We start from the raw sequence: 20748 nt of genomic DNA, 5'->3' as shown, positions 1-20748 counted from the left end.
TGACACGCCCTTCTGAAGTCGCCCTCGCCTCCCGCTTGCGACCCTTCATCCATTTCAAATCAGAGATACGCCACCATGAAGTTCCCCAACGGTTCCATCTTCCCCGACAACCAGCCCAAGCCCGTCGTCACCAGCGCCCCCTACGGTCCCGAATGGGAGCCCGAAGGTTTCCCGGACCGGGACATCCCGGGCACCCGGGATGCCCACGTCATGGGATTGCGCGGCCTGTTCGCCTCGGCGCACCGCGATCTCTGCCGCACCGCCCTCGCTGCGATTCGCCGCTAAGCGCCGGACTGCCAACCATCCACTGCAAAGACAACATGGCAAACAAGATCTATCCCTCCGCCGATGCGGCGCTGAAGGGCATCGTGGCCGACGGCCAATCCCTCGCTGTCGGCGGCTTCGGCGTCTGCGGCATTCCCGAAGCGCTGATCGACGCGCTGCACGATTCGGGCGTCAAGGACCTGACCTGCATCTCCAACAACGCGGGCATCGACGGCTTCGGCCTCGGCAAGCTGCTGGAGACACGGCAGATCAAGAAGATGGTCGCGAGCTACGTCGGCGAGAACAAGGAGTTCGAGCGCCAGTACCTCGCGGGCGAACTGGAGCTGGAATTCACGCCGCAGGGCACGCTCGCTGAAAAGCTGCGTGCAGGCGGCGCCGGCATCCCGGCCTTCTTCACCAAGACCGGTGTCGGCACGCAAGTCGCGGAAGGCAAGGAACTGCGCGAGTTCGACGGCGAGACCTACGTCATGGAGCGCTCGCTGGTGCCCGACGTGGCCCTGGTCAAGGCGGACGTGGCCGACAAGTCCGGCAACCTGCGCTTCCGCCTGACGGCGCGCAACTTCAATCCGGCTGCCGCAATGGCCGGCAAGGTCTGCATCGTCGAGGTCGAGAAGATCGTCGAAGTGGGCGAGCTGGCGCCGGACGACATCCACCTGCCAGGCATCTATGTGCACCGGATCGTGCTCAACGCCACGCCCGAGAAGCGCATCGAGAAGCGCACCGTGACCAGCAACAAAGGAGACTGACATGCCCTGGACCCAAGACCAAATGGCCGCACGTGCGGCGCAGGAACTCGAAGACGGCTTCTACGTCAACCTCGGCATCGGCATCCCGACCCTGGTCGCGAACTTCGTCGGCGACAAGGAAGTCTGGCTGCAGAGCGAGAACGGCATGCTGGGCATCGGCCCGTTCCCGACAGAGGACCAGGTCGACGCCGACCTCATCAACGCCGGCAAGCAGACCGTGACCACGCTGCCCGGCAGCGCGATCTTCGGCAGCCATGACAGCTTCGCGATGATCCGCGGCGGCAAGATCAACCTCAGCATCCTGGGCGCGATGCAGGTCAGCGCCAAGGGCGACCTGGCCAACTGGATGATCCCCGGCAAGATGGTCAAGGGCATGGGCGGCGCGATGGACCTGGTGGCCGGCGTGAAGCGCGTGATCATCCTCATGGAACACGTCGCGAAGAAGAAGGACGGCACCACCGACCTGAAGATCCTCGATGCCTGCACCCTGCCGCTGACCGGCGTGGGCGTGGTCAACCGCATCATCACCGACCTGGGCGTGATGGACGTGACGCCCGAAGGCCTGAAGGTGGTCGAGATGGCGCCGGGCGTGAGCTTCGACGAACTGCAAGGCAAGACGGGCTGCAAGCTGATTCCAGTCCAGTGATGCGCTGCGCCGGCGAGATCGTCCGGCGCCCGCAGCGAATGTCGTCGGCCGCCGGCCACTGCACGCCGCCATGAACTTGATCTCGAACCGTCAGTGCCGGCACTTCTCGCCGCACTGCCATCAACGGTCCGTCGCGCGTCTGCGGGCTACTACCGATCAAGACTGGGTGCTGTCGCTCACCCAGCCGCGTCGACCGGCAAGGATGGGCCCATAGCGGCTCCACCGATCCTCAATTTCGAGGCCCGGAAGCCGACCGCCGCACGTTAGCAAGATGGAGGAGAGTCACACTCCGCCTTCTGCGCACTTCGTTGCCGTTTCGCTGGCGAACTGTTACAAGCGTTCTCTCCTCGTCGCATCGAACGAAAGGGAACAGCATGATGCCCTGTATCAGGCGTCTCGGGCTGATGGTGGCCAGTCTCGCAGCGGTCCTGTCCCTCTTGCAGGCGTGCGCTCAGCCCGTCGATGCGAAAGCGCGGCTGTCAGGCGTTCAGCGCCTCTACGTCCTGAACTGTGGCGAAGGCGTCGCGGGAGACATCTCGCGCTGGTCGCCGGGCGTCAATGTGGGCAAGTCGATGCCGTTCGCCGGCAGCTGCTACCTCGTCAAGCACGCGCAGGGCTGGCTGCTTTGGGACACGGGCCTCGCCGACTCAGTCGCGGCCATGCCCGACGGCTTACGACCCTCGGACCCGCGCGCGATCACCTGGCGCCTGCCGAAGACGCTCGCGGCGCAGATTGACGAACTCGGGTTGAAGCCGTCGGACATCAAGTACGTCCCGGTTTCTCATAGCCATCCCGACCACATCGGCAATGTCAACCTGTTCCCGAACTCGGTGCTGCTGGTGCAAAAAGCCGAGTACGAGTCCCCGACCGGAAGCTCCCTTCGGGCCCGGCCCAGCGGAACGGTGACCGCACTCGAAGGCGACCGCGACGTGTTCGGTGACAGCAGTGTCACCATCATCTCGACACCCGGACACACCGTGGGGCACCAATCGGTGCTTGTGAAGCTACCCCAAACCGGCGCTGTGCTGCTTTCCGGTGATGCCGTCCACTTCAAGGACAATTGGGACAACAGACGCGTTCCTCCGATCAATTTCAATGCGGAGCAGACTGCCGCCTCGATGGAGCGGATCGCGAACATCATGGCCAGGGAAAACGCCCAGCTCTGGATCAACCACGACAAGGCGCAGCGCGACGGACAGAGGCTGTCGCCCGCGTTCTACGAGTAAGGCGACAAGAGCGCATGCTCGTGCGCGAGGGTCAGGCTCGACGTTCCCGGGGGCGCGAACGTCACCGCCGACTGCAACTGCGCGAGCGACCTTGAGTCCATTGAACGGAGGTGCCCATGAGCAAAACAGGTAGCCAACCGAACATCGTTTCGCCGGCGCTCGCGGCCCAGTCGCAGATGGTCTACGGCGCGCAGACTGCCCAAGTAATCTACGTCGTGGCGAAGCTGGGAATTGCGGACCTGCTCAAGGAGCAGCCTAAAGACGTTGTGGAGATCGCGACTGCCACCGGGGTCAGCGCGGCGGTGTTGCAGCGTATCTTCAACTTCCTGGTGAGCCGCGGTCTACTCGGGGATCTGGGGGACGGTCGATTCGATTTGACGGACATGGGTCGGCTACTGGAATCGGATCGCGTTGACTCGGTGCACCAGCGCGCGCTTTTCAACGCAGAGGTCTTGTTTCCCCTGTGGGGCGAACTGCTTCACAGCGTGACTTCTGGCGAATCGGCGGCCGAAAGAGTTTTTGGCCAGCCCCTGTACCGGCACCTGGCCCAGCACCCTGAGACTCGTGCATTGTTCGACCGCACGATGGCGAGCGCGGCTCGGCACAGACATGGTCCCGCAGTCGCTGCGTATGACTTCTCGCAGTTCCGCACGATCATCGATGTCGGCGGCGGCAATGGCGCATTGGTGATTTCGATTCTGCAGGCCTGTCAAGGGCCACGCGGAATCGTATTCGACTTGCCGGCTGCGGTTGAGAGCGCGCGGGAGCACATCAAGGCCGCCGGCCTGAGTGATCGTTGTTCGGCGATCGGTGGCGATGCGCTCGAAGGCGTGCCTGCGGGCGCGGATGCATATGTCCTTTCCAATTTTCTGATCGACATGGATGACGACAGGGCCCGTGCGATTCTCAGTCGCTGTCGGGCCGCGATGGCTGACGGCGGGACTTTGCTTCTCATCGAATGGGTCATGCCAAACGCTGACGAAGAACCCGATCCCTACCGGTTCTGGGACACTACTTCGATGGACCTCATCATGCTCACCATCGGTGGAAGTGGCGGAGGCCACGTGCGGACGGCGGGGGAGTTTCAAGAGATCCTGAAGGCATCCGGCTTCGTACTCAAGCGCATCTTGTCGACCAGTGCTGCCGTTAGAGTCATCGAGGCGCTGCCCGGATAGTCGTGTCGGCCAGCCTAGATTGAATTCGCACGGTGAGATCGCCTTTCCGTTGAGTTTTTTTATCTGGTGCGGGTCCGACTTAGTGCCGCAAGTTCTGGCTGTCATTGCCTTCGCGTGCGCGTCAGCGATGATCCGCGGACGGCTGTGACCGGCGACGTAGCAATCTCGCGCTGCGGTCCCGCTGTCGGCGGAGTTGGGCTGCCGCACAGCAGTCGTTTGCGAAGGACTCCATCTGGCAGGGACCGCCAGTTTGCAGCCGCGCCGGGCAGCTGACTTCTGATCGGCCGCGCCGACACCTAGGAGGTCAGCTCACTGGCGCGACCCTCGTGCTCACACTACCGGCCATCACCGGAAGCTCGGAAAATTGAATGGGAGGTTGGTCACCAGCGGAAAGCGGTCCCCGCCCGGCAAATCCGCAGGCCGGACCAAAAAAAATGCGATCGGCGTGGCCGGTGCTATGGTCCGCGAGACGTCATCCCTCTGTGGAAGGTACAGGATGGTCATGCATCGTCGTCGCGCGCTTGCAACTACCGCAATCTTGGTGGCGAGCTACGCTGCTTCGTCGCGCGCCGAGCTTGCGCCCGTCGCCCTTCCTCGTGTTGGCCTGCTTTTCTTTGGTCCCCCACCATCGGGGGCTGACCTGGATCCCACTGCGGGGCTTCGTGAAGGGCTTGCCGCCCTGGGGTTCTCAGATGGCACCAACATCCGGCTCGATTTTCGATTCGCCGGCGGGCGACGCGACGTGATGGCACTCCAAGTTGAGGAACTACTTCGACTAAAGGTGAAAGTCCTTGTTGCGGGCGGACCTGCTCCTCTGGACGCAGCGCGCAGGACCACGAAATCCGTGCCCATCGTGTCGATCGGCGGCAGCGATCCAGTCCGCGAGGGATGGGCAAAGACGCTGTCTCGGCCTGGCGGAAATGTGACCGGTCTGACCGTGACTTTCCCCGAGCTCGCACCGAAGCAGCTCGAGCTGCTCAAGCAAGCGGTGCCGGGTCTCGCGCGCGTTGCCGTCTTGATGGCTCCGGCGGAACTCAACTGGCCGGGAATGGACGCGGACGCTCGTGCCCTCGGGCTGCAATTGCTCACGCTCGAAGTGCAGGGTCCGGAGGACTTTGATACCGCATTCAAGAACGCGACCGCCAGCGGGGCACAAGGTCTTTACGCAATCGCGACCAATACGATCGTGGCGAATCGATCACGGATCGCGGAACTGGCAGTTGTCCATCGACTTCCGTCAATCAGCGAACTCACATTGCTCGCCGACGCCGGATTCTTGATGGCCTATGGTGCCGACTTGAACGCGCTGGGGCGACGCGCGGCGGGTTACGTCGACAAGATTCTCAGAGGTGCAAGCCCTGGCGACCTGCCGATTGAACGGCCGACCGATTTCGAACTCGTGATCAATCGCAAGACTGCCGTTTTGCTCGGCGTCAGGCTTCCTCAATCCGTCGAATTACGGGCCAATCGCGTGATCGGTTAATGCAACCGGCCGGACGATTTACGGCGGCTTGGCAACGTAGTCCTACCCTTCCGCAATCAACTGCGATCGGCCGCAACGGGCGGCGGAAATTCGTGAGCGAGCGAAAGGCGACTTTTGCAAGCTATGCCGGGGGCGCCATTTGCTGGCTTGATCTTGATGATCGCGTGCGAGCCACACCGCAGGCCGCGTGCGTCCAAGCGACTGTCGCAACCAAAATAAGGCATAGGGCGCGACGCGTATGACGTTTCTCACAGACCGAACGAGGAATTGAACGTGAGCAAGAAAACGAAACACGCCGAAACGCAGTACGGGGTATGACCTTCGGGGCGCTTGTCGCCTGGGCTCCTGGCGCCTATGCAGAGGGCTTGCTAGTCCTCAGGATGCCGCAGTCGCTGCTGTTGCGGGCGGATCGCGTGATTCAATGAAGCGCCGCCTGCGTCGATCGGCGCGCTCGGGTCGACGCTCGTTTGTGGCCTTGCCCTGGCACAGCACCGCCTCAGTGTCTCGAGTTTTTCGTGATTCTGGCGCTTCCGAGACGCACGTCGTGCTGCGACGCAGGTTCCGCCTGCGCCCTCGCCCGCGGGCGCAGCTACTTGCCATCCACCGAAAATGCCAGCAACACATTGCCCGGCGCGCCGCCGAAAATGGCATAGCCCGAGTTCACGTAGAGCATCCCGTCGACCACGACCGCACCGGGCCCGTCGAGAGAGCCACCCTGGCCCGGTACGCCGTTGACTGTCGTGTAGGGACGCTTGGTATCGACGTCCCAGACGATGTTACCGTTGTCCGCGGCATAGGCGCGAAGGTGGCCATCTAGCCCACCTGAGAACACCACGCCGGGGATGGCGGTGACGGCGGCCGATTGCGCCGGGCTGCAGCCGGGCACTCCCTTGCACCCGGGATGCGGCGTCTTCCACGCCACTTCGCCAGTGGCCAGCTTCAGGGCCAGCAGGCCTCCGCCGGCATCAGGATCCACTCGCAGGTTCACGCCGAAAGGCGTGTGCTGCCCGCCCGGCGTGTTGGGCGCCACCGGCGCGATGCGCACGTCGGACACGGCCACATAGACATGCTGCTTATCGGCTGCCGAGCCCCATTGAACGCCGCCGAGCTTGCCACCCACACCTACGGTGGTACGCCAGATCAAAGCGCCGCTACGATCGGGATCCAGCGCGTGCACGACACCGGATTTCTGGCCTGCAATCAATGCGCGGCGGCCGCCCGGCAGGTTGACCAAGATCGCCGAGTTGCCGAAATCGACATCCGGACCATTGGCCTGAGGGCAGTTGCCCTGGCCAGCAGTGCTGAGATTGCAGGCCATCGTGTATGCGTCGCCCTCGGTGGCTTGGTGCACCCAAGCACGCTCGCCGGTGTCGAGCCTGAAGGCGATAAAGGCGTTGCTTCCATCGGTAACTGCGTCTGCATAGCTGTTGCCTGTGGTCGCATAGACGAGCTTGCGGCTGCGGTCGATGGTGGGGCTGGACCAAATCGATGCGCCTGCCGGTCCGAACATTTGGACGCCGGCATCGTTCTTGCGCGTAGGCGCGGGAAGATCGGTGATGCTGTATGCCTTCCACAGGATCTTGCCGCTGGGTGCATCGAGGGCCACCACGCTGCCGCGGAAGGTGCAGCAAGTACTAGCCGAGTTCACCGTCGTGGCCTCTTCTCTGGAAGCCACCGGCACGTAGAGCACGCCTTCGTCGAGCACGGGTGCACCGGTGATGACCGCCGCCGCATGGTCGTCGACGAGTTGGGTCCAGACTTGCTGGCCGGTCGTCGCGTCCACCGCGTAGGCATTGGCGCGCCGGTCGCCAAAGTAAACAGAGAACCCACGTGGCCCCTGACCCACGCTGATCGCGGTGCGCACCGGAGCCTTAGGACTGAATTCCCAGTAGATGCACCCGCTCTTCGCGTCCAGTGCATAGACCTTTGATGCCGCGCTGCCGACGAAGAGCATCCCGCCCAGCACCGCGGGCTGGCCGTATGCGCGGGATACACCGGGGAAGCCGAACGCCCACTTCAGCTTTAGATGCGGCACCTCGGCGACGCTCAAGCGTGACATCTCGGCAGGCTGGAAGCGGCGTTGCTCGATGCCATTGCCCCAGCCGTTCCAGCGCGGTCGCGTGAAGGCGCCGTCCAGTGCGGGAGGCGCAGCCTTGCACTGCGGCGTGGATGCTGCTTCGACCGTCGGCGCGATGGGGCCGCTGAGGTAGGCCACCAGAAGATCGAGTTCGCGTGGCGCGAGGCCTCGAGCCTGATCCACCATGCTCCCGCTGGTGAGCGCGGCGCGAACCCGATCGGGTGCCAGCAGCTTCATCGAGGTGCGGTCCGGCGCGCGCACCGCCCCGCCATCGTGACAGGTGGCGCAGCGCTCGCGGTAGAGAATCGCGGCATCGCGTTCAGCGGCCGCGCAGCTGGCGGCGTAGCTGAAGGCGGCGACAACAGCAAGAGCCCAAACTGCACGAAACAACAACCTCTCCAGGCGCGTGGGTCTTCTCCGCCGCGGTAGATCAACTGCAGCATTCATGCCCTCGGCGGCCAATGACGGCTCCCGCCAACACCGACGGTCTGCAATGGGCCCTTGCCAAGCCTCCGGCGCGGCACTGCTGCGCATCCAAGAAATGGCAAAGTCCAAAAGCCTGGTTTCCTTGGGTTCGTGCTTCATGGTTGGCCACTCAGTCAACCACGGCGTCGGCCCGCCACAGCAAGGATTGCGGGATCTTGACCCCGAGATCACTCGCCGCCTTGCGATTGATCACCAGCTCGAACAGCGTCGGTTGCTCAATTGGCAGATCTCCGGCCTTTTCGCCCCGGAGAATGCGCGCGATGTGCGTGGCCGACTGACGCCACATCCCGGGGAGGTTCGGCCCGTATGACATGAGCCCGCCGGCGTCGGGCAGCTCTCGGAACGCGAACATCGTCGGGAGCCGCCTCTCCTGAGCCAGCTTGGCGATGCGCGGAGCGAAGATGTAGGCAAGTTGATCGCTGAACATCAATAGCGCATCCAGGCGCTCACTGGCGATGGCGTCGAAGACCGGCTCAAGATCTTCGGCGTGACGAAATTCGAACGACGCCAGGGTCACCCCAAGCACCCGCGCCGCACCCCGCAACTCGCGCCAGTCGGCCTTGAACTCGGAGTAGGCCGGGTTCCACAGGACTGCGATCCGCTTTGCCTCCGGGACCGCCTGAAGCAGGAGTTCAAGACGCTTGGTGGTCAGTTGAGGCGTCTGCTTCGACATGCCCGTGATGTTGCCGCCGGGGTGGCTGAAGCTTTTGACGACGCCCAACTCGACCAGATCGTCGTTGCAGGTCGGCACCACGATTGGGATCGTCTGCGTCGCGCGCCGCGCGACATCGAGCGGAGCACCACAGGCCCCCACCACGAGCAGATCCACCGAGGACTTGACCAGTTCCTGAGTCAGCGGCTCGAATCGCTCCGGACGCCCTTCGGTAAAGCGCAGATCGAGCGTGAAGTCTCGCCCCTCGACCAGGCCTTGATTTGCCAAGCCAGCCAATAGCGATCTCCAGATGGAATAGCTGCGCATGTGCGATTCGTCGAAACCAGGCCCGACAAATCCGATCCGGGCGGGTCGCGCAGGAATCTGCGCCAGCGCATCAGCCGTGCCGGTCGCCGCGATCATCATCAGTACGATGGAGCCGACCGCCCGTCGCAGCTTCGCTCTGATACCGCGTTCGATGCCATCCATGCCTGCTCTCCGTACAACCACAGATCCACCAGCGCACGGGCTTCGGCCTACAGGGAGCTGCGACATCTGCGCTTCGATGCCAAGGCGATTCAATGTACTCCCCGGGCCGACTGCTGTCATCAACCAGACTGTGGACGCGAACTCGGTCCTGCAACACCGAATAGGTGTGGTGAGCCCACGCCTGTTTAACGCAAGTCACTGCATTGCTTGCGCGCAGATCATCGTGGAAAGCGCGGGGGGTTTGTGCACCCAACGCGGTCCATCCTCAGGGTTGCGCCAAGAATGCGTTGAGAGCGGCGTCGACCGGCTGCTTCTGGCAACCACATTGAATGGCTGGTGATGGTCGAGAGCCGGTTCAGTCCGACTCTACACAGCCGCCATCGAGGGCGACCGCCCCGGCGTCAGCGGCGCGAGGGGGAGGTCTGGACTTCAGTCCCTGGGCGTGGCGACATCATCCCGCTGGGCCTTCAGCGGCCGTTACGGCCGACCGGGTGGCAGGAGCTGCGCGGCCCAGGCCATGGCGTCGGGCAGCGAGTAAGCGACGGTGGCCTGATGGTTGGATGGCGCGCCACGCTTGTCGGTGATGTGGTAGATGCGGTAGTCCACCGGCACGCCGAGCACCTTGTAGCGCGCTACTAGAAGGTCGGTGATTGGATTGGGCACCGCCTCATCCTGGTCGGCCTGCAGCACCAGCACGGGCACGGACGGGCGTGCGTTCTGTGTGTCCATGAGCGTCGCCAGGGCGCCGTTCAGGGCGCGGAAGTCGGCATTCATGTTCAGCACCTCGCCGATCTTGTAGGTGTTGCGCAGATCGTCGACGCACTTGGACTCGACCTGGCTGTCGACTTGCCGTCCGGTCGGCGTCAGCAGCTCAGCTAAATTGACGCCCGGTGCCGTCGCTGCGGCGCTGTGGAACAGCAGCGTGCCATAGGGAGAGCTGGGCTGCTCCGGCTTCTTCTCCGCCAGTTGCACCAGCAGGCTGAGATGTGAGGATGGCGAGATGGCGATGGCACCCTTGAGGTTCAGCTCCTGCCCGTACACCGGCCCCATGTACCCGGTGTACGCCGCCGCACCGCCACCCTGCGAATGGCCCATCACCAGCCAGTCGCGGCTGAGCGCGGGGCTGATCTGGCGCGCCGCGCGCACCATGTCCACAGCGTCGCGCGCCTCAGAGTCCATCACCAGATACGGGTGGGTTCCGGGCGTGCCCAGTCCTTCGTAGTCGCTCTGGACTACCGCATAGCCCTTGGCTACCCACTGGTCCAGGGTGGCATTCATCAGGTTGACGTAGCCGCGCGCCGGAAACGTGCTGTCGTTGCGCGAGGGTGCGCAGATGTCGGCGATGCCCGTGGTGCCGTGCGTCCAGCTGATCACCGGCCAGCCACCTGCCGGCGGCGTGCCCTTCGGGATCGCCACGGTGCCAGAGACGGCCACGGGCTGGCCGGCAATGTTGGTCGAACGGTACAGCACCAGCCAGTTCTGCGCCGCCGAGGGCAGCGTTGCGTCGTTGGTCACCGGCCGCGCCCAGATGACGTCGCCGGGCCTGCCGGTCGGCAGCGGCGTGGGCGGCTGGTAGAACGCCAGACCTGCCGGACCCTGGGCGATCGACGACGTGCCGGGTGATGCCGTCAAGCTGGAACAGCCGCTTAGCAGCCCCAGTGCCGCGAACGCGCTGCACGTCGCGAGCCGTATCGGAAAACGGCGAAGTGATGATGGTTTGAGCACGGTGGTCTCCTTGTTGTTTGTTCAAGTCGCGGGACGCAGCACGGGATTTGCAGATCCCGCCGCTGCGGCGATTTGTCATCAGGCCGGTGTACACCGCCGGCCGATCTTAGCTACGTCACCGCCTGGACCTTCGCGTCCGATACCGAGTCAACCGACGACTGGAACGCCAGGCCGTGGACGCTGCCGATCAGTCTGACGGTGTCCAGGCCGGTGACGGTGGGCCGGCAGCCGAGCAGCTTCGGCGGCGGCCGCACTGCAGGGCAAAGGCTGGGCGCCGGTGTCGATGGCGCCCAGCCGTGGCGTTCCTCTCAGGTACCCGCTACCCCGGTTGGCAGGGCGATATATTCATCGGCGCCCTGCTGCGGCTGGAGCCGTAGCAGGCAGGTTCCCGCGGGGCCGTCGGCATGCACCGGGCCGGCTGGGTTGCCCCGAAGCTGCCGGCGGGCAGTGACTCCTGATGGCCGGCTACGGCAGTAGCCAGAGCCGCAGTCTACGGCTGCTCACGCTGCAGAACCGCCCCGACACGCGAGAAGCACTGCGCAGCCCGGCCAGCAGCTCTGCGACTTCCGACAGCTGGCGCGTGCCATCCTCGATTCAAGTGTGCGATTCCGATCGCAGTGCTGCGGAGGTACTTCGCCCGCTTCTACGGCATGGCGTGAAGGCGGGAGCGCTGGTTGGCTGGCGTCGCGGTATTGGCTTCGGACATCCTTCCGGGGCGCAGTTCGGTGTAACCCAACTCACTCCTGGCGGTCCGCCTGGATGAAGGCTGCGAGCCGCGTCATGTCGTCGATTTCGAATCGCCCGTATGCCGTACGGATCAGCCCGCGATGCTCCAGCGCCTTGAGCAGCAGGTTGGCGGACTGCCTGGAGCATCGCGCCAAGCTCGCAAGCCGCGCCTGCGTGACAGGCAGCGTGCCCGAATTCGTGTCGATGCCATGCGTGCGTGCAAGCAGATGGATCAGCTTGGCCATCCGTTGCTCGGGACCCAGCATCACTGATTCCGCCGTCCACTCCATCAACTGTCGCAACCGCGTCCCCATCTGGCCAATGACCAGGCGATAGATCTCCGGATGCGCTTGCGCAGCGGCGCGCACCGAGGCCGTCGGCAGCGCGACAAAGCAGGCGTCGCCGGAACAGTAGAAGTCGTAGTCCGAAGGCTCGTCGACGAAGCAGCCGGCCCACGACGCCCAGCCGCCGCGTCCGATGTCTGCCAGCGCCACTTCTTCGCCGGACGCCCGGCGAGCCACGATCTCGATGTAGCCGCGGACCACGAGGCGCAGCCACCTCATCGGCGTTCCACCCGCACTGAGCAGCACGCGGGTATCGAAGGTCTCGACCTTGGCAACGGCCAGCAGCCGCGCGAAGTCCTCAGGCGGCAATTCGGAAAAAAACGCGGTGCGCTTGAGCAGCGCCTCAACGTCGACGCTCGATTTGCGGTCAGCCACGTGTGACGAATCCTGTTCTTGGTCGGAATTCCGACAATTCCGCGGCGCTTGAAATCCTAGCATCCGGCACGCGATCGGAATGCCATCCCGGCATCTTCGCAGCGCGACACCTCGAACCGGAGACCTCAATGAAACACCATGCGATTTCGTCCTGGCTGGCCGCGGCTTGCCTGACAGTTTCCGCATTCGTCGCGCCGGCGGATGCACAGATACTTCCGCAGGACAAGCTGCTTGCAGATGCCCTGGCATCGGCAGCCGAGGGCAAGGACCCGATCCCCGGTCCGCGCACATGCTTCTGGGCCCGTGGCCCGGCCAGCGGCGATCCCTACATCAACATTGCCTACCCTGACACGGCAACGTTCTATTGGGCTGCCGTCTTCACCGTACCGGCCGACGCAAGGCTCACGCTCGAAGGCAGCTTCCCCCATTCGCGCTATATGTCGTTCATCAGCTACGACGAAGCGGGGCGCCCGATCGAGTCGGTGGCCGACTATCTGGTGGCGCCGAGTGCCGGCTCGACCAACCCGTTTCTGTCTGGCGCCGACCGTCAGGCCACGCAGCGCAACTACAGCCTGGAGATCGTCGACGGGCGTCCCGACGCCAGGCAGCAGAGTGGCATGAATCTGCAAGGCCAGCACCGCGACCGGCTGCACGCGCCGAAGTACGGTTCGGCACCTGGCCAGCAGACGGTGCTCTATCGCATCTACGCTCGCGACAAGGGCGCCGACGAGACCGGCAACACCGGCCTGCCGACCCCCGTGCTGACGATGGCGGACGGCAGGGTGCTGCGCGGCGCCGAGGCCTGCGGGGCCTTGCGCACGCGTCAGCAGTTGCAATTGGATCCGGCCGCGATGGCCGTGCCGATGGGCAAGTATCACGAGCTTCTGTCCGCGGCAGCGAAGAAGTCGCCGGTGTTTCCCGCGACCAACCCGCCGACCTGGTATCAACAACTCGACCGCGAGGCGCTCTACGGCATCTACACAGGCAAGGCGCCGGCGGCGAATGCACCGCGCAGCGAGGGCGGCTTCTATCCCAACCTCGACAACCAGTACATCCGCACCATCCTCAATCGCAAGCTCGGCAAAGTCCTGGTCGTGCGCGGCAAGGCGCCGAGCACACCGCACACGTTGGGCGGCGATGCCAGGATGGGCGACGGCGACTTGCGCTACTGGTCGTTCTGCTCCAACCAGGGATTTGCCAACACGCGCGTCAACGAATGCGTGCACGACGAGAACCTGCCAGTCGGACCGGACGGCTTCTACACCCTGGTCGTGAGCCGCAAGGCGGATCGTCCGCGCAACGCCATCCCCCAGTGCGGCATCGCGTGGCTGCCCATGGCCGACGACGGCGACGGTTCGGGAGATGACGACGTCACGGTCCTGCAACTCCGCCACATGCTCGGCACCGGAAACTTCAATCATTCGGTGCAGGCCGTCGGCAAGCCCGGTGACGAAGCGAAAGACATGGGCGAATACTTCCCGCGTGGCCGCTACCTTTCGACTTCGGCCTTCGAGACCGCTGTTCCCTGCCTGATCGAGAAGCGTTGAGCGCTCGCCTGCGCAATGGGCTGACTGCGGGGCCTCGGCGGCTTCCACGGCTCCCCGATCGGCATGGCTTTGCCTCGCTGAGCCAAGCTCTTGCCCTGGCGGCAGGACCACTGGCCTCGGGATGCCGAGCTGAAGCCGCTTTGCTCGGGATATACGGCCAGTGGCATTTCAGCGACACTTGGCAACCGAGCCTTTTTGCATGCTGTCATGGCCGACCGATCGCATATTTCGGAACACGCCGACAAGCCAGTTTCAAGATCTTGGCGATCCTGGCTCCTGCGCGTGGTGTTCTGGTTCACAGGGCTGATCTTGGCCGGGGCGCTGGGCGTGTCATTCGTCGTCTTGACCGCACTCGCGGTCGCCTACCCGAACCTGCCGGACATATCCGAGCTTCAGGACTATCGACCGAAACTGCCGCTGCGGGTCTTCTCCTCCGAAGGCATTCTGATTGGCGAATTTGGCGAGGAGCGCCGCGAATTCACGCCGATCTCGACAATTCCCAAGCTGATGAAGGACGCAGTGCTGGCCGCCGAAGACGCGCGCTTCTATGACCACAATGGGGTCGACTTCAAAAGCATGGTGCGCGCCGGGTATGCAAATCTGAACCGACTCAAGAGCCAGGGCGCCTCAACCATCACGATGCAGGTGGCACGCAACGCGTACCTGACTTCGGAGAAAACGATTACCCGCAAGGTCTACGAGGTCCTGCTCACCTTCAAACTGGAGCAACTCCTCTCCAAGGATCAGATCTTCGAGATCTATCTGAACCAGGTCTTTCTGGGCAAGCGGGCGTACGGCTTCGCCGCGGCCTCGGAGGCCTATTTCGCCAAGCCGCTCACTGACATCTCGATCGCACAAGCCGCGATGCTGGCGGGTTTGCCCAAGGCGCCCGGTGCCAACAACCCGGTCAACAATTCCGCACGGGCTCGAGAACGGCAGCTCTATGTGATCGATCGAATGCAGGAGAACGGCTTCATCACGCCTGAGCAGGCAGCGCAGGCCAGACAAGAGGAGCTTCATCTGCGCGATGCCCCAAACCCCGTTCGACTGCATGCCGAATATGTAGCCGAAGCTGTGCGCCAGTTGATCTATGCGCAGTATGGCGACGCCACCTACGCTCGGGGACTCAAGGTCTACACCTCGATTTCTGCGGACGACCAATCGGCCGCCTACAGGGCATTGCGCGACGGAATCATGGGTTACGAGCGAAGCCAGACCTACCGTGGACCCGAAGGATTCGTGGCTCTGCCGGACGATCCGAAGGCGCGCACGGACGCGATCGACGATGCGCTTGCAGCGCACCCCGACTACGGGGACCTGATTGCTGCAGTGGTGCTCGCGGCCAGTGCCAGGGAGGTCATTGCCGTCCGTGCGAACGGCGAGACCTTGCACGTCATCGGAGACGGGCTGCGGCCTGCCCAGTCGGGCTTGGCGGACAAGGCTCCGCGCAACATCATGATCCGTCGTGGAGCGATAGTCCGCCTTGCGAAGACGCCGAAAGACTTGTGGGGACTTGCCCAGCTACCCGAGGTCGAGGGCGCATTCGTCGCGATGGATCCGCGTGACGGCGCCATCAAGGCGATGGTGGGCGGCTTCGATTTCAACAGGAACAAGTTCAATCATGTCACGCAGGCGTGGCGTCAGCCAGGCTCGAGTTTCAAGCCGTTTATCTATTCAGCCGCTCTGGAAAAGGGCTTCACGCCAGCCACCGTGGTCAACGATGCCCCGCTCTACTTCGATGCAGCCACGACAGGCGGTCAGCCATGGGCGCCGAAGAACTATGGAGGCACTTTCTCTGGACCGGTACCGCTTCGCACGGCGCTCATGAAGTCCATCAACATGGTCACGCTTCGCGTCGCGCAATCGATCGGTATCCGCTACGCGCAGGACTGGATCACGAATTTCGGCTTCGACCGCGACAAGCACCCGGCCTATCTGCCCATGGCGATAGGCGCCGGTGCGGTCACGCCGATGCAAATGGCAACGGCCTACTCGGTGTTTGCCAATGGCGGCTATCGCGTCAATCCTTACCTGATCACGCGCATCACGGACCACAAGGACAAGATATTGGTCGAACCGCAGCCACCACTGCTCAACGAAACAATGCGCGTCATTCCGCAGCGCAATGCCTTCATCATGGACACGCTGCTGCAAAGCGTGGTCAGGGGCGGTACCGGCGCGAAGGCGTATCAGGCGTTCAAGCGCGACGACATCTACGGCAAGACGGGAACGACCAACGACTCGATCGATACCTGGTTCGCAGGCTTCCAGCCGACGATGACCGCGATCGCATGGATGGGGTACGACACGCCTCGCAGCCTGGGAGACAAGGAGACGGGCAGCAGCCTGAGCCTGCCGATCTGGATCAGCTTCATGGAGACCGCGATCAAGGGTGTGCCCGTGGCTGAACTCCAGGTGCCCGAAGGGGTGGTCCATGTCGGCGGCGAGTGGTACTACGATGACTACGCGCCGGGCACCGGGCTCGGCTACCCCGGCGGGATGTCCGAACCCACGCCAGCCGAGGCGGAGCCGTCAACCAGGCCTGATCTGTCTTCAGACGAGCGCAACCGGATTCTTGACATGTTCCGCAACTAGGGCGCTTTCTCCGCACTGCGCGATCATCGTGGCGGCGAGCGGCCCGCGACCCGTTGGCCTTCTCGCTTTCGCTTCGGGAGCGGGCTACGATCAGAACTTATGGTCGTCTCGGCCAGACATCGGAGGTAGCCATGGGCTTTCTTTGGTTTCTTGTGATCGGCCTCGTGGCCGGTTGGCTGGCTGGGACCTTTGTCAAGGGCGGCGGTTTCGGCCGCATCGGTGATCTCATCGCCGGCGTCATTGGCGCGGTCCTTGGGGGCTTTCTGTTCAGCATCTTCCGGTCGCTGGGTGGTGGCCTTGTCGGAAGCCTCATCGTCGCAACCGTGGGTGCGGTCGTTCTCGTCTTCATTGTCCGCCGCATCAAACGCGCATAGCGGCCGGCGCGGCGTGTCAATGCCGGCCCTTCGGCATCCACGCGGCCGCAGCATCGAGCCGCCCCCACCGTCCGGTGGAAACGGCCAGGCTGAACGGGGGTCAGACCGAAATCTGCCGCTGCTGACGCGCCCGTATCGGCGCTATCAGATCCGACGGCCCGTGCGTTGGATGAGCTTGATCAAGGTCGCAATCGTGGTGCAGGATCTGTGTCGGCGGTCACGGCGCGCTCAGTCCAGTCCCCAGACCTTGAGGGTGGCTGTTGGCTTGTCACCAAGAATCTTGTAGTTGACCGTCACGCCGGTAAGACGCCCTTTGCGTCCTGGCGCATCCGCGGCAGCGGTTTGTCCGCCTGCCTTCATGACCCCGACATCCTTCAATGTGTCGTCTCTGCGGTTGTCCCAGTTGAGGATGATCTGCGAGATCTGCACATCAGCGCCCTCAGCAGAGAGCTTCACTTGCTTGACGTCCTTGTCCCATCGGCCTCCTGCGCTTTTGATGTTCACGCTGGGATCGGCGGACTTGATCGTCTGTTCGCCCAGCACGAACCATTCATCGGCTGCTGTTGCGGTGCCCACGGCGCCCATGAGGGCGGCGGAAGCGACAACAAACGAGGCTACCAGGGTGTGAATCTTCGTCTTCATGGAGTTTCCCTTCTGATCCCGGTCAGCGCAGGATCGGTGTCATACCCCTTCTGAGATCCCAGGCGCCGGGCTCGCGATAGAACCCGAGAAGCGGTGAGGCCCACCTGACGCTGGGCGGGGAAAGAGCCAGCGGGGAAAATTGTCTGCCTGTCGCGATCGCGCGCGTTGACGCTTGTCAGTTCATGCCCCGGATGAAGCGAAAACATCGGCCGGCCTCAGGGAAAATTCGCTGGCTGAAGTCGAACGTTGACTGGAATTTCCCTTGCCATCTGGTCTGGCTCGCCCCTTAAGTGACGATGATGCTCAGTTGTTTGAGCACGCCAGGAAGACCCGATGGATGGAGGAGAAATTCAGGCCGCGGTAACAGCCGCCCCTTGCGCCTTCCAGGTGGCGTAGCGCTGCCACAGCAGCAACGCCATGCCGATGCCGGTCAGCACGGCACAGCCCAGGGCCAGGTGCCACAGCGAATTCCACAGCAAAGGTGCGAGCAGACCGGCCACCACCGCCATCATGCTGTACTGCAGGAACAGCTGGCAGGACGCGGCCAGACCGGCATTGTGCGGAAAGGGATGCAGCGCATGGCCCACGAGCAGCGGCATCGACAGGGCGACCGCGAAGGCGTAGGCCGCGATCGGCAGCAAGTGCATCAGTCCGGGCGGCACCAATGCGGACAGGGCGGCGTTGAGCACGCTGACGAAGACAAATCCCAGGTAGGCAAGGTACATGGTGTGTCGCGTGCCCCAGCGTTGCAGCACGCGCGGCAGGCACAGGAAGCCGGCGATCAGCCCCACCATCATCGGCGTGAAGACCAGGTAGACGTCGGTGGGCGGGCGCCCCAGCAGATGCGTCACGAGCCGGGGACCCGCCGCCACATAGAGGTACATGGCCGCCCAGTTGCAGGCGTGCGCCACGCTCAGGCGCATGAACCAGGGCGAGCCCAGCACCAGGCGGTAGTTTCGCCACAGGCTGCCCAGGCGTACGGCTTGGCGTCGTTCCGGCGGCAGCGATTCGGGCAGCTTGCGCGCATAGACCAGGAGCATCACCATGCCCACCGCGGCGAGGAACGCAAACAGCGCACGCCAGCCCCACATCCACGTCAGCCAGCCCCCGAGCATGGGCAAGATGATGGGGCCGGCCGTTTGAAGCAGGCTGGTGTGGGCAATCATCTTTTGTGCGCCCTCGCCGCTGTACAGATCCCGTATGACAGCGCGGCACAGGACATGGCCCAGGCCGACGACCAGGCCCTGCACCGTGCGCAGGATCCACAAGTGCTCTATGCGGGTGGCCAGCAAGCTCAGCAGCGAGGTCAGCACCAGCACGACCAGGCCGATGAGCAGCGGCTTGCGCCGTCCCCAGGCGTCGGAAATCACGCCATGCCACAGACACATGAAGGCATTGGCTACAAAGAACAGCGAAACGGTTTGCTGTACGGCGGTGGCAGAGGCCTGCAGATCCTGCTGGATGGACACCATCGCGGGAAACAGCATGTCCGACCAGAGGGACGCCAGCACGCCCATGCTGCCCAGCAACAGGACCGCTTGCAGGGAAGTGCGGTGCGCCAAGGGGCGCGCGTGACCGGGCATGGATGAAGTGGGCATGGGTCTTTCCTGAACAGCCGCGGGTCGAGAACATGCCAAGCTGGCTTGGCGAGTCCTATCCGCGAACGCCGTCGCTGACCACGTGAGATCTAAGGGACAGCGCGTTGAACGCAGCAACCACCTCCAGCGGCGCCTGCACGAGTTCGATCAGGACTCCTTCGCCCGCGATCGGAAACGCCGCATTCGCCTTCGGGTGAAGGAAGCAGATGTCGAAGCCCCCGGCGCCCTTGCGGATGCCGCCCGGTGCGAATCGCACGCCCTTCGCGGTCAGCCATTCGACGGCCACCGGCAAATCGTCGATCCACAAACCGATGTGATTGAGTGGTGTCGCGTGCACCGCGGGCTTCTTGTCGGGGTCCAGCGGCTGCATCAGGTCGACCTCGACCTTGAACGGACCGCTGCCGATGGCGCAGATATCTTCGTCGACGTTCTCGCGCTCGCTGCGGAAGCGGCCCGTGACCTCCAGCCCCAGCATGCGTACCCAGAGCTTCTGCAGTCGCTGCTTGTCGGGGCCCCCTATCGCGATCTGCTGGACACCCAGCACCTTGAATGGACGTTGGGTGCCGGTCATGCAAACTCCAGGATCACCTGGTCCACCGCGAACGACTCGCCCTTGTCCGCCGAGATCGTGCCGACCACGCCGTCCCGAGAGGCAAACAGCACGTTGTCCATCTTCATCGCCTCGATGACGGCCAGCTTCCCGACACGCTCGCGCTCGCCGATGTGCAGCTCATGCAGGAAGGCGGTCTTGTCGCTGTAGCGCGCCATTGCCTGCTCGAGCAGTTCCACGATGGAGCCGTAGGCATCGGCGTTGATTTGCGCGGGCACGTCGCCGTACGAAGAAATCCAGGGTCTCAGCGTCATTGGTCTTGTTCTGAAAGAGGGTTGGAAAAAGCTGTCCCGCAGGAGTGCTTCTGCAGCCTGGCGCACCCGTCAGGGCGCCACCAACCGATGCTCCCGCAGGCGCTCGAAGGCTGTATCGCAATTGGCGACATGCATTTCGCTTTTGGTGCCAGCCCCTGTCAGAGAGGGCGAGCCTGGGCCTTTTCGTATGCGCGGCTTCTCGCGACATCTTCGTGGTCCGCACCGCCCGCACATCTCACCCGGCCATCCGATCGGCGCGACCCTCATGGCGAAGGCATCGCCGAATTCCTGAGCCAGGCCGTCGCTACGCGCTGGTGACGAGGTGCATTGGCGACGACCGCCATTGCGTCGCCGCGACTTTCAAGCTCTGCGCCTGACGCGGGGGTTCCGCGAATCGCACAAGACTGTGTCGGACGCATGGGCAGGCCGGCTGCTGTCATGAAAAGCGAAATCCGTGGCGCTCTTGGCGAAGCGTCCGGGCGTCGCGATCCCTAAAGTCGAATCGACTGCTGAGACCGAGGCCATCGTGGGCGACAAGCCCTTCTGAGGCCACCCTCGCCCACCGCCCGCAACACCTCACTTATCCAAACCGAGACACACACCATGAACTACCTCGACGGCTCCCTCTATCCCGAGAACCAGCAACCCCTGATCATCACGGCCGCGCCCTACGCACCGTCGTGGGTGCCCTCC

The 20748-nt window shown here is 63.8% G+C and carries 16 protein-coding genes and 1 pseudogene; 9 read left to right on the top strand and 8 right to left on the bottom strand.

Translation table 11 applies throughout. The features are described from left to right. The first annotated feature begins 75 nt into the window (after positions 1-75). From HCU76_RS35390 to HCU76_RS35365, 6 genes are all read left to right on the top strand, one after another. Positions 76-285: a hypothetical protein gene (locus HCU76_RS35390; protein ID WP_218511936.1), complete on the top strand. Its 210-nt coding sequence runs from the start codon at positions 76-78 to the stop codon at positions 283-285. A 35-nt stretch (positions 286-320) separates the two neighbouring features. After that, the gene (locus tag HCU76_RS35385) at positions 321-1031 is read left to right on the top strand and encodes a CoA transferase subunit A (RefSeq protein ID WP_213959792.1); all 711 of its coding nucleotides are present in this window, start codon (positions 321-323) and stop codon (positions 1029-1031) included. Position 1032: 1 nt separating this feature from the next. Next, on the top strand, positions 1033-1677 hold the full coding sequence (locus tag HCU76_RS35380) for a 3-oxoacid CoA-transferase subunit B (protein WP_213959791.1): 645 nt from the start codon (positions 1033-1035) through the stop codon (positions 1675-1677). Positions 1678-2051: 374 nt separating this feature from the next. Further along, positions 2052-2903 carry an N-acyl homoserine lactonase family protein gene (locus HCU76_RS35375; RefSeq protein WP_256354726.1) on the top strand — a complete coding sequence of 284 codons (852 nt, stop codon included), beginning with the start codon at positions 2052-2054 and terminating at the stop codon, positions 2901-2903. A gap of 116 nt (positions 2904-3019) precedes the next feature. Further along, entirely contained in the window at positions 3020-4078 is a 1059-nt protein-coding gene (locus tag HCU76_RS35370) for a methyltransferase (protein ID WP_218511935.1), read from the top strand. Between the two features lie 496 nt (positions 4079-4574). Beyond that, entirely contained in the window at positions 4575-5561 is a 987-nt protein-coding gene (locus HCU76_RS35365; RefSeq protein ID WP_218511934.1) for an ABC transporter substrate-binding protein, read from the top strand. 589 nt (positions 5562-6150) lie between these two features. Here the strand turns inward: HCU76_RS35365 and HCU76_RS35360 are convergent. The 4 genes from HCU76_RS35360 to HCU76_RS37435 form a co-directional block, all read right to left on the bottom strand. Continuing rightward, complete coding sequence (locus HCU76_RS35360; protein ID WP_218511933.1) at positions 6151-8223, bottom strand: PQQ-binding-like beta-propeller repeat protein; 2073 nt, start codon at positions 8221-8223, stop codon at positions 6151-6153. A 10-nt stretch (positions 8224-8233) separates the two neighbouring features. Then, complete coding sequence (locus tag HCU76_RS35355) at positions 8234-9265, bottom strand: ABC transporter substrate-binding protein (RefSeq protein ID WP_218511932.1); 1032 nt, start codon at positions 9263-9265, stop codon at positions 8234-8236. A 477-nt stretch (positions 9266-9742) separates the two neighbouring features. Continuing rightward, positions 9743-10897 (bottom strand): S9 family peptidase, encoded by a 1155-nt coding sequence (locus HCU76_RS35350; protein ID WP_218511931.1) that lies wholly within the window; start codon positions 10895-10897, stop codon positions 9743-9745. Between the two features lie 830 nt (positions 10898-11727). Continuing rightward, entirely contained in the window at positions 11728-12435 is a 708-nt protein-coding gene (locus tag HCU76_RS37435) for a Crp/Fnr family transcriptional regulator (RefSeq protein WP_218511930.1), read from the bottom strand. A gap of 128 nt (positions 12436-12563) precedes the next feature. Between HCU76_RS37435 and HCU76_RS35340 the strand changes: the two genes are divergently transcribed. From HCU76_RS35340 to HCU76_RS35330, 3 genes are all read left to right on the top strand, one after another. Further along, positions 12564-13982, top strand: coding sequence for a hypothetical protein (locus tag HCU76_RS35340; protein ID WP_213959782.1), 1419 nt, complete (start codon positions 12564-12566; stop codon positions 13980-13982). Positions 13983-14189: 207 nt separating this feature from the next. Continuing rightward, positions 14190-16577 carry a penicillin-binding protein 1A gene (locus HCU76_RS35335; RefSeq protein WP_218511929.1) on the top strand — a complete coding sequence of 796 codons (2388 nt, stop codon included), beginning with the start codon at positions 14190-14192 and terminating at the stop codon, positions 16575-16577. A gap of 131 nt (positions 16578-16708) precedes the next feature. Continuing rightward, a complete protein-coding gene (locus HCU76_RS35330) occupies positions 16709-16951 on the top strand; it encodes a GlsB/YeaQ/YmgE family stress response membrane protein (RefSeq protein WP_213959780.1) in 243 nt (80 codons plus the stop codon). Positions 16952-17179: 228 nt separating this feature from the next. On the opposite strand, the gene HCU76_RS35325 is transcribed toward HCU76_RS35330, so the two are convergent. The 4 genes and pseudogenes from HCU76_RS35325 to HCU76_RS37055 form a co-directional block, all read right to left on the bottom strand. Continuing rightward, the gene (locus tag HCU76_RS35325; protein ID WP_213959779.1) at positions 17180-17593 is read right to left on the bottom strand and encodes a hypothetical protein; all 414 of its coding nucleotides are present in this window, start codon (positions 17591-17593) and stop codon (positions 17180-17182) included. A 350-nt stretch (positions 17594-17943) separates the two neighbouring features. Next, positions 17944-19191 carry a multidrug effflux MFS transporter gene (locus tag HCU76_RS35320; RefSeq protein ID WP_218511928.1) on the bottom strand — a complete coding sequence of 416 codons (1248 nt, stop codon included), beginning with the start codon at positions 19189-19191 and terminating at the stop codon, positions 17944-17946. Positions 19192-19246: 55 nt separating this feature from the next. Further along, a complete protein-coding gene (locus HCU76_RS35315) occupies positions 19247-19762 on the bottom strand; it encodes a VOC family protein (protein WP_218511927.1) in 516 nt (171 codons plus the stop codon). Continuing rightward, positions 19759-19893 (bottom strand): annotated as a pseudogene (locus tag HCU76_RS37055) (biotin/lipoyl-containing protein); the annotation flags it as partial. The pseudogene HCU76_RS37055 and the gene HCU76_RS35315, both read right to left, overlap by 4 nt. Between the last annotated feature and the right edge of the window lie 855 nt (positions 19894-20748).

This window comes from Variovorax sp. dw_308 (genome assembly GCF_019207085.1).
Classification (GTDB): domain Bacteria; phylum Pseudomonadota; class Gammaproteobacteria; order Burkholderiales; family Burkholderiaceae_C; genus Variovorax.
Note: the sequence above shows the minus strand (reverse complement) of the source record. Positions and strands in the feature narration are given on the sequence as shown.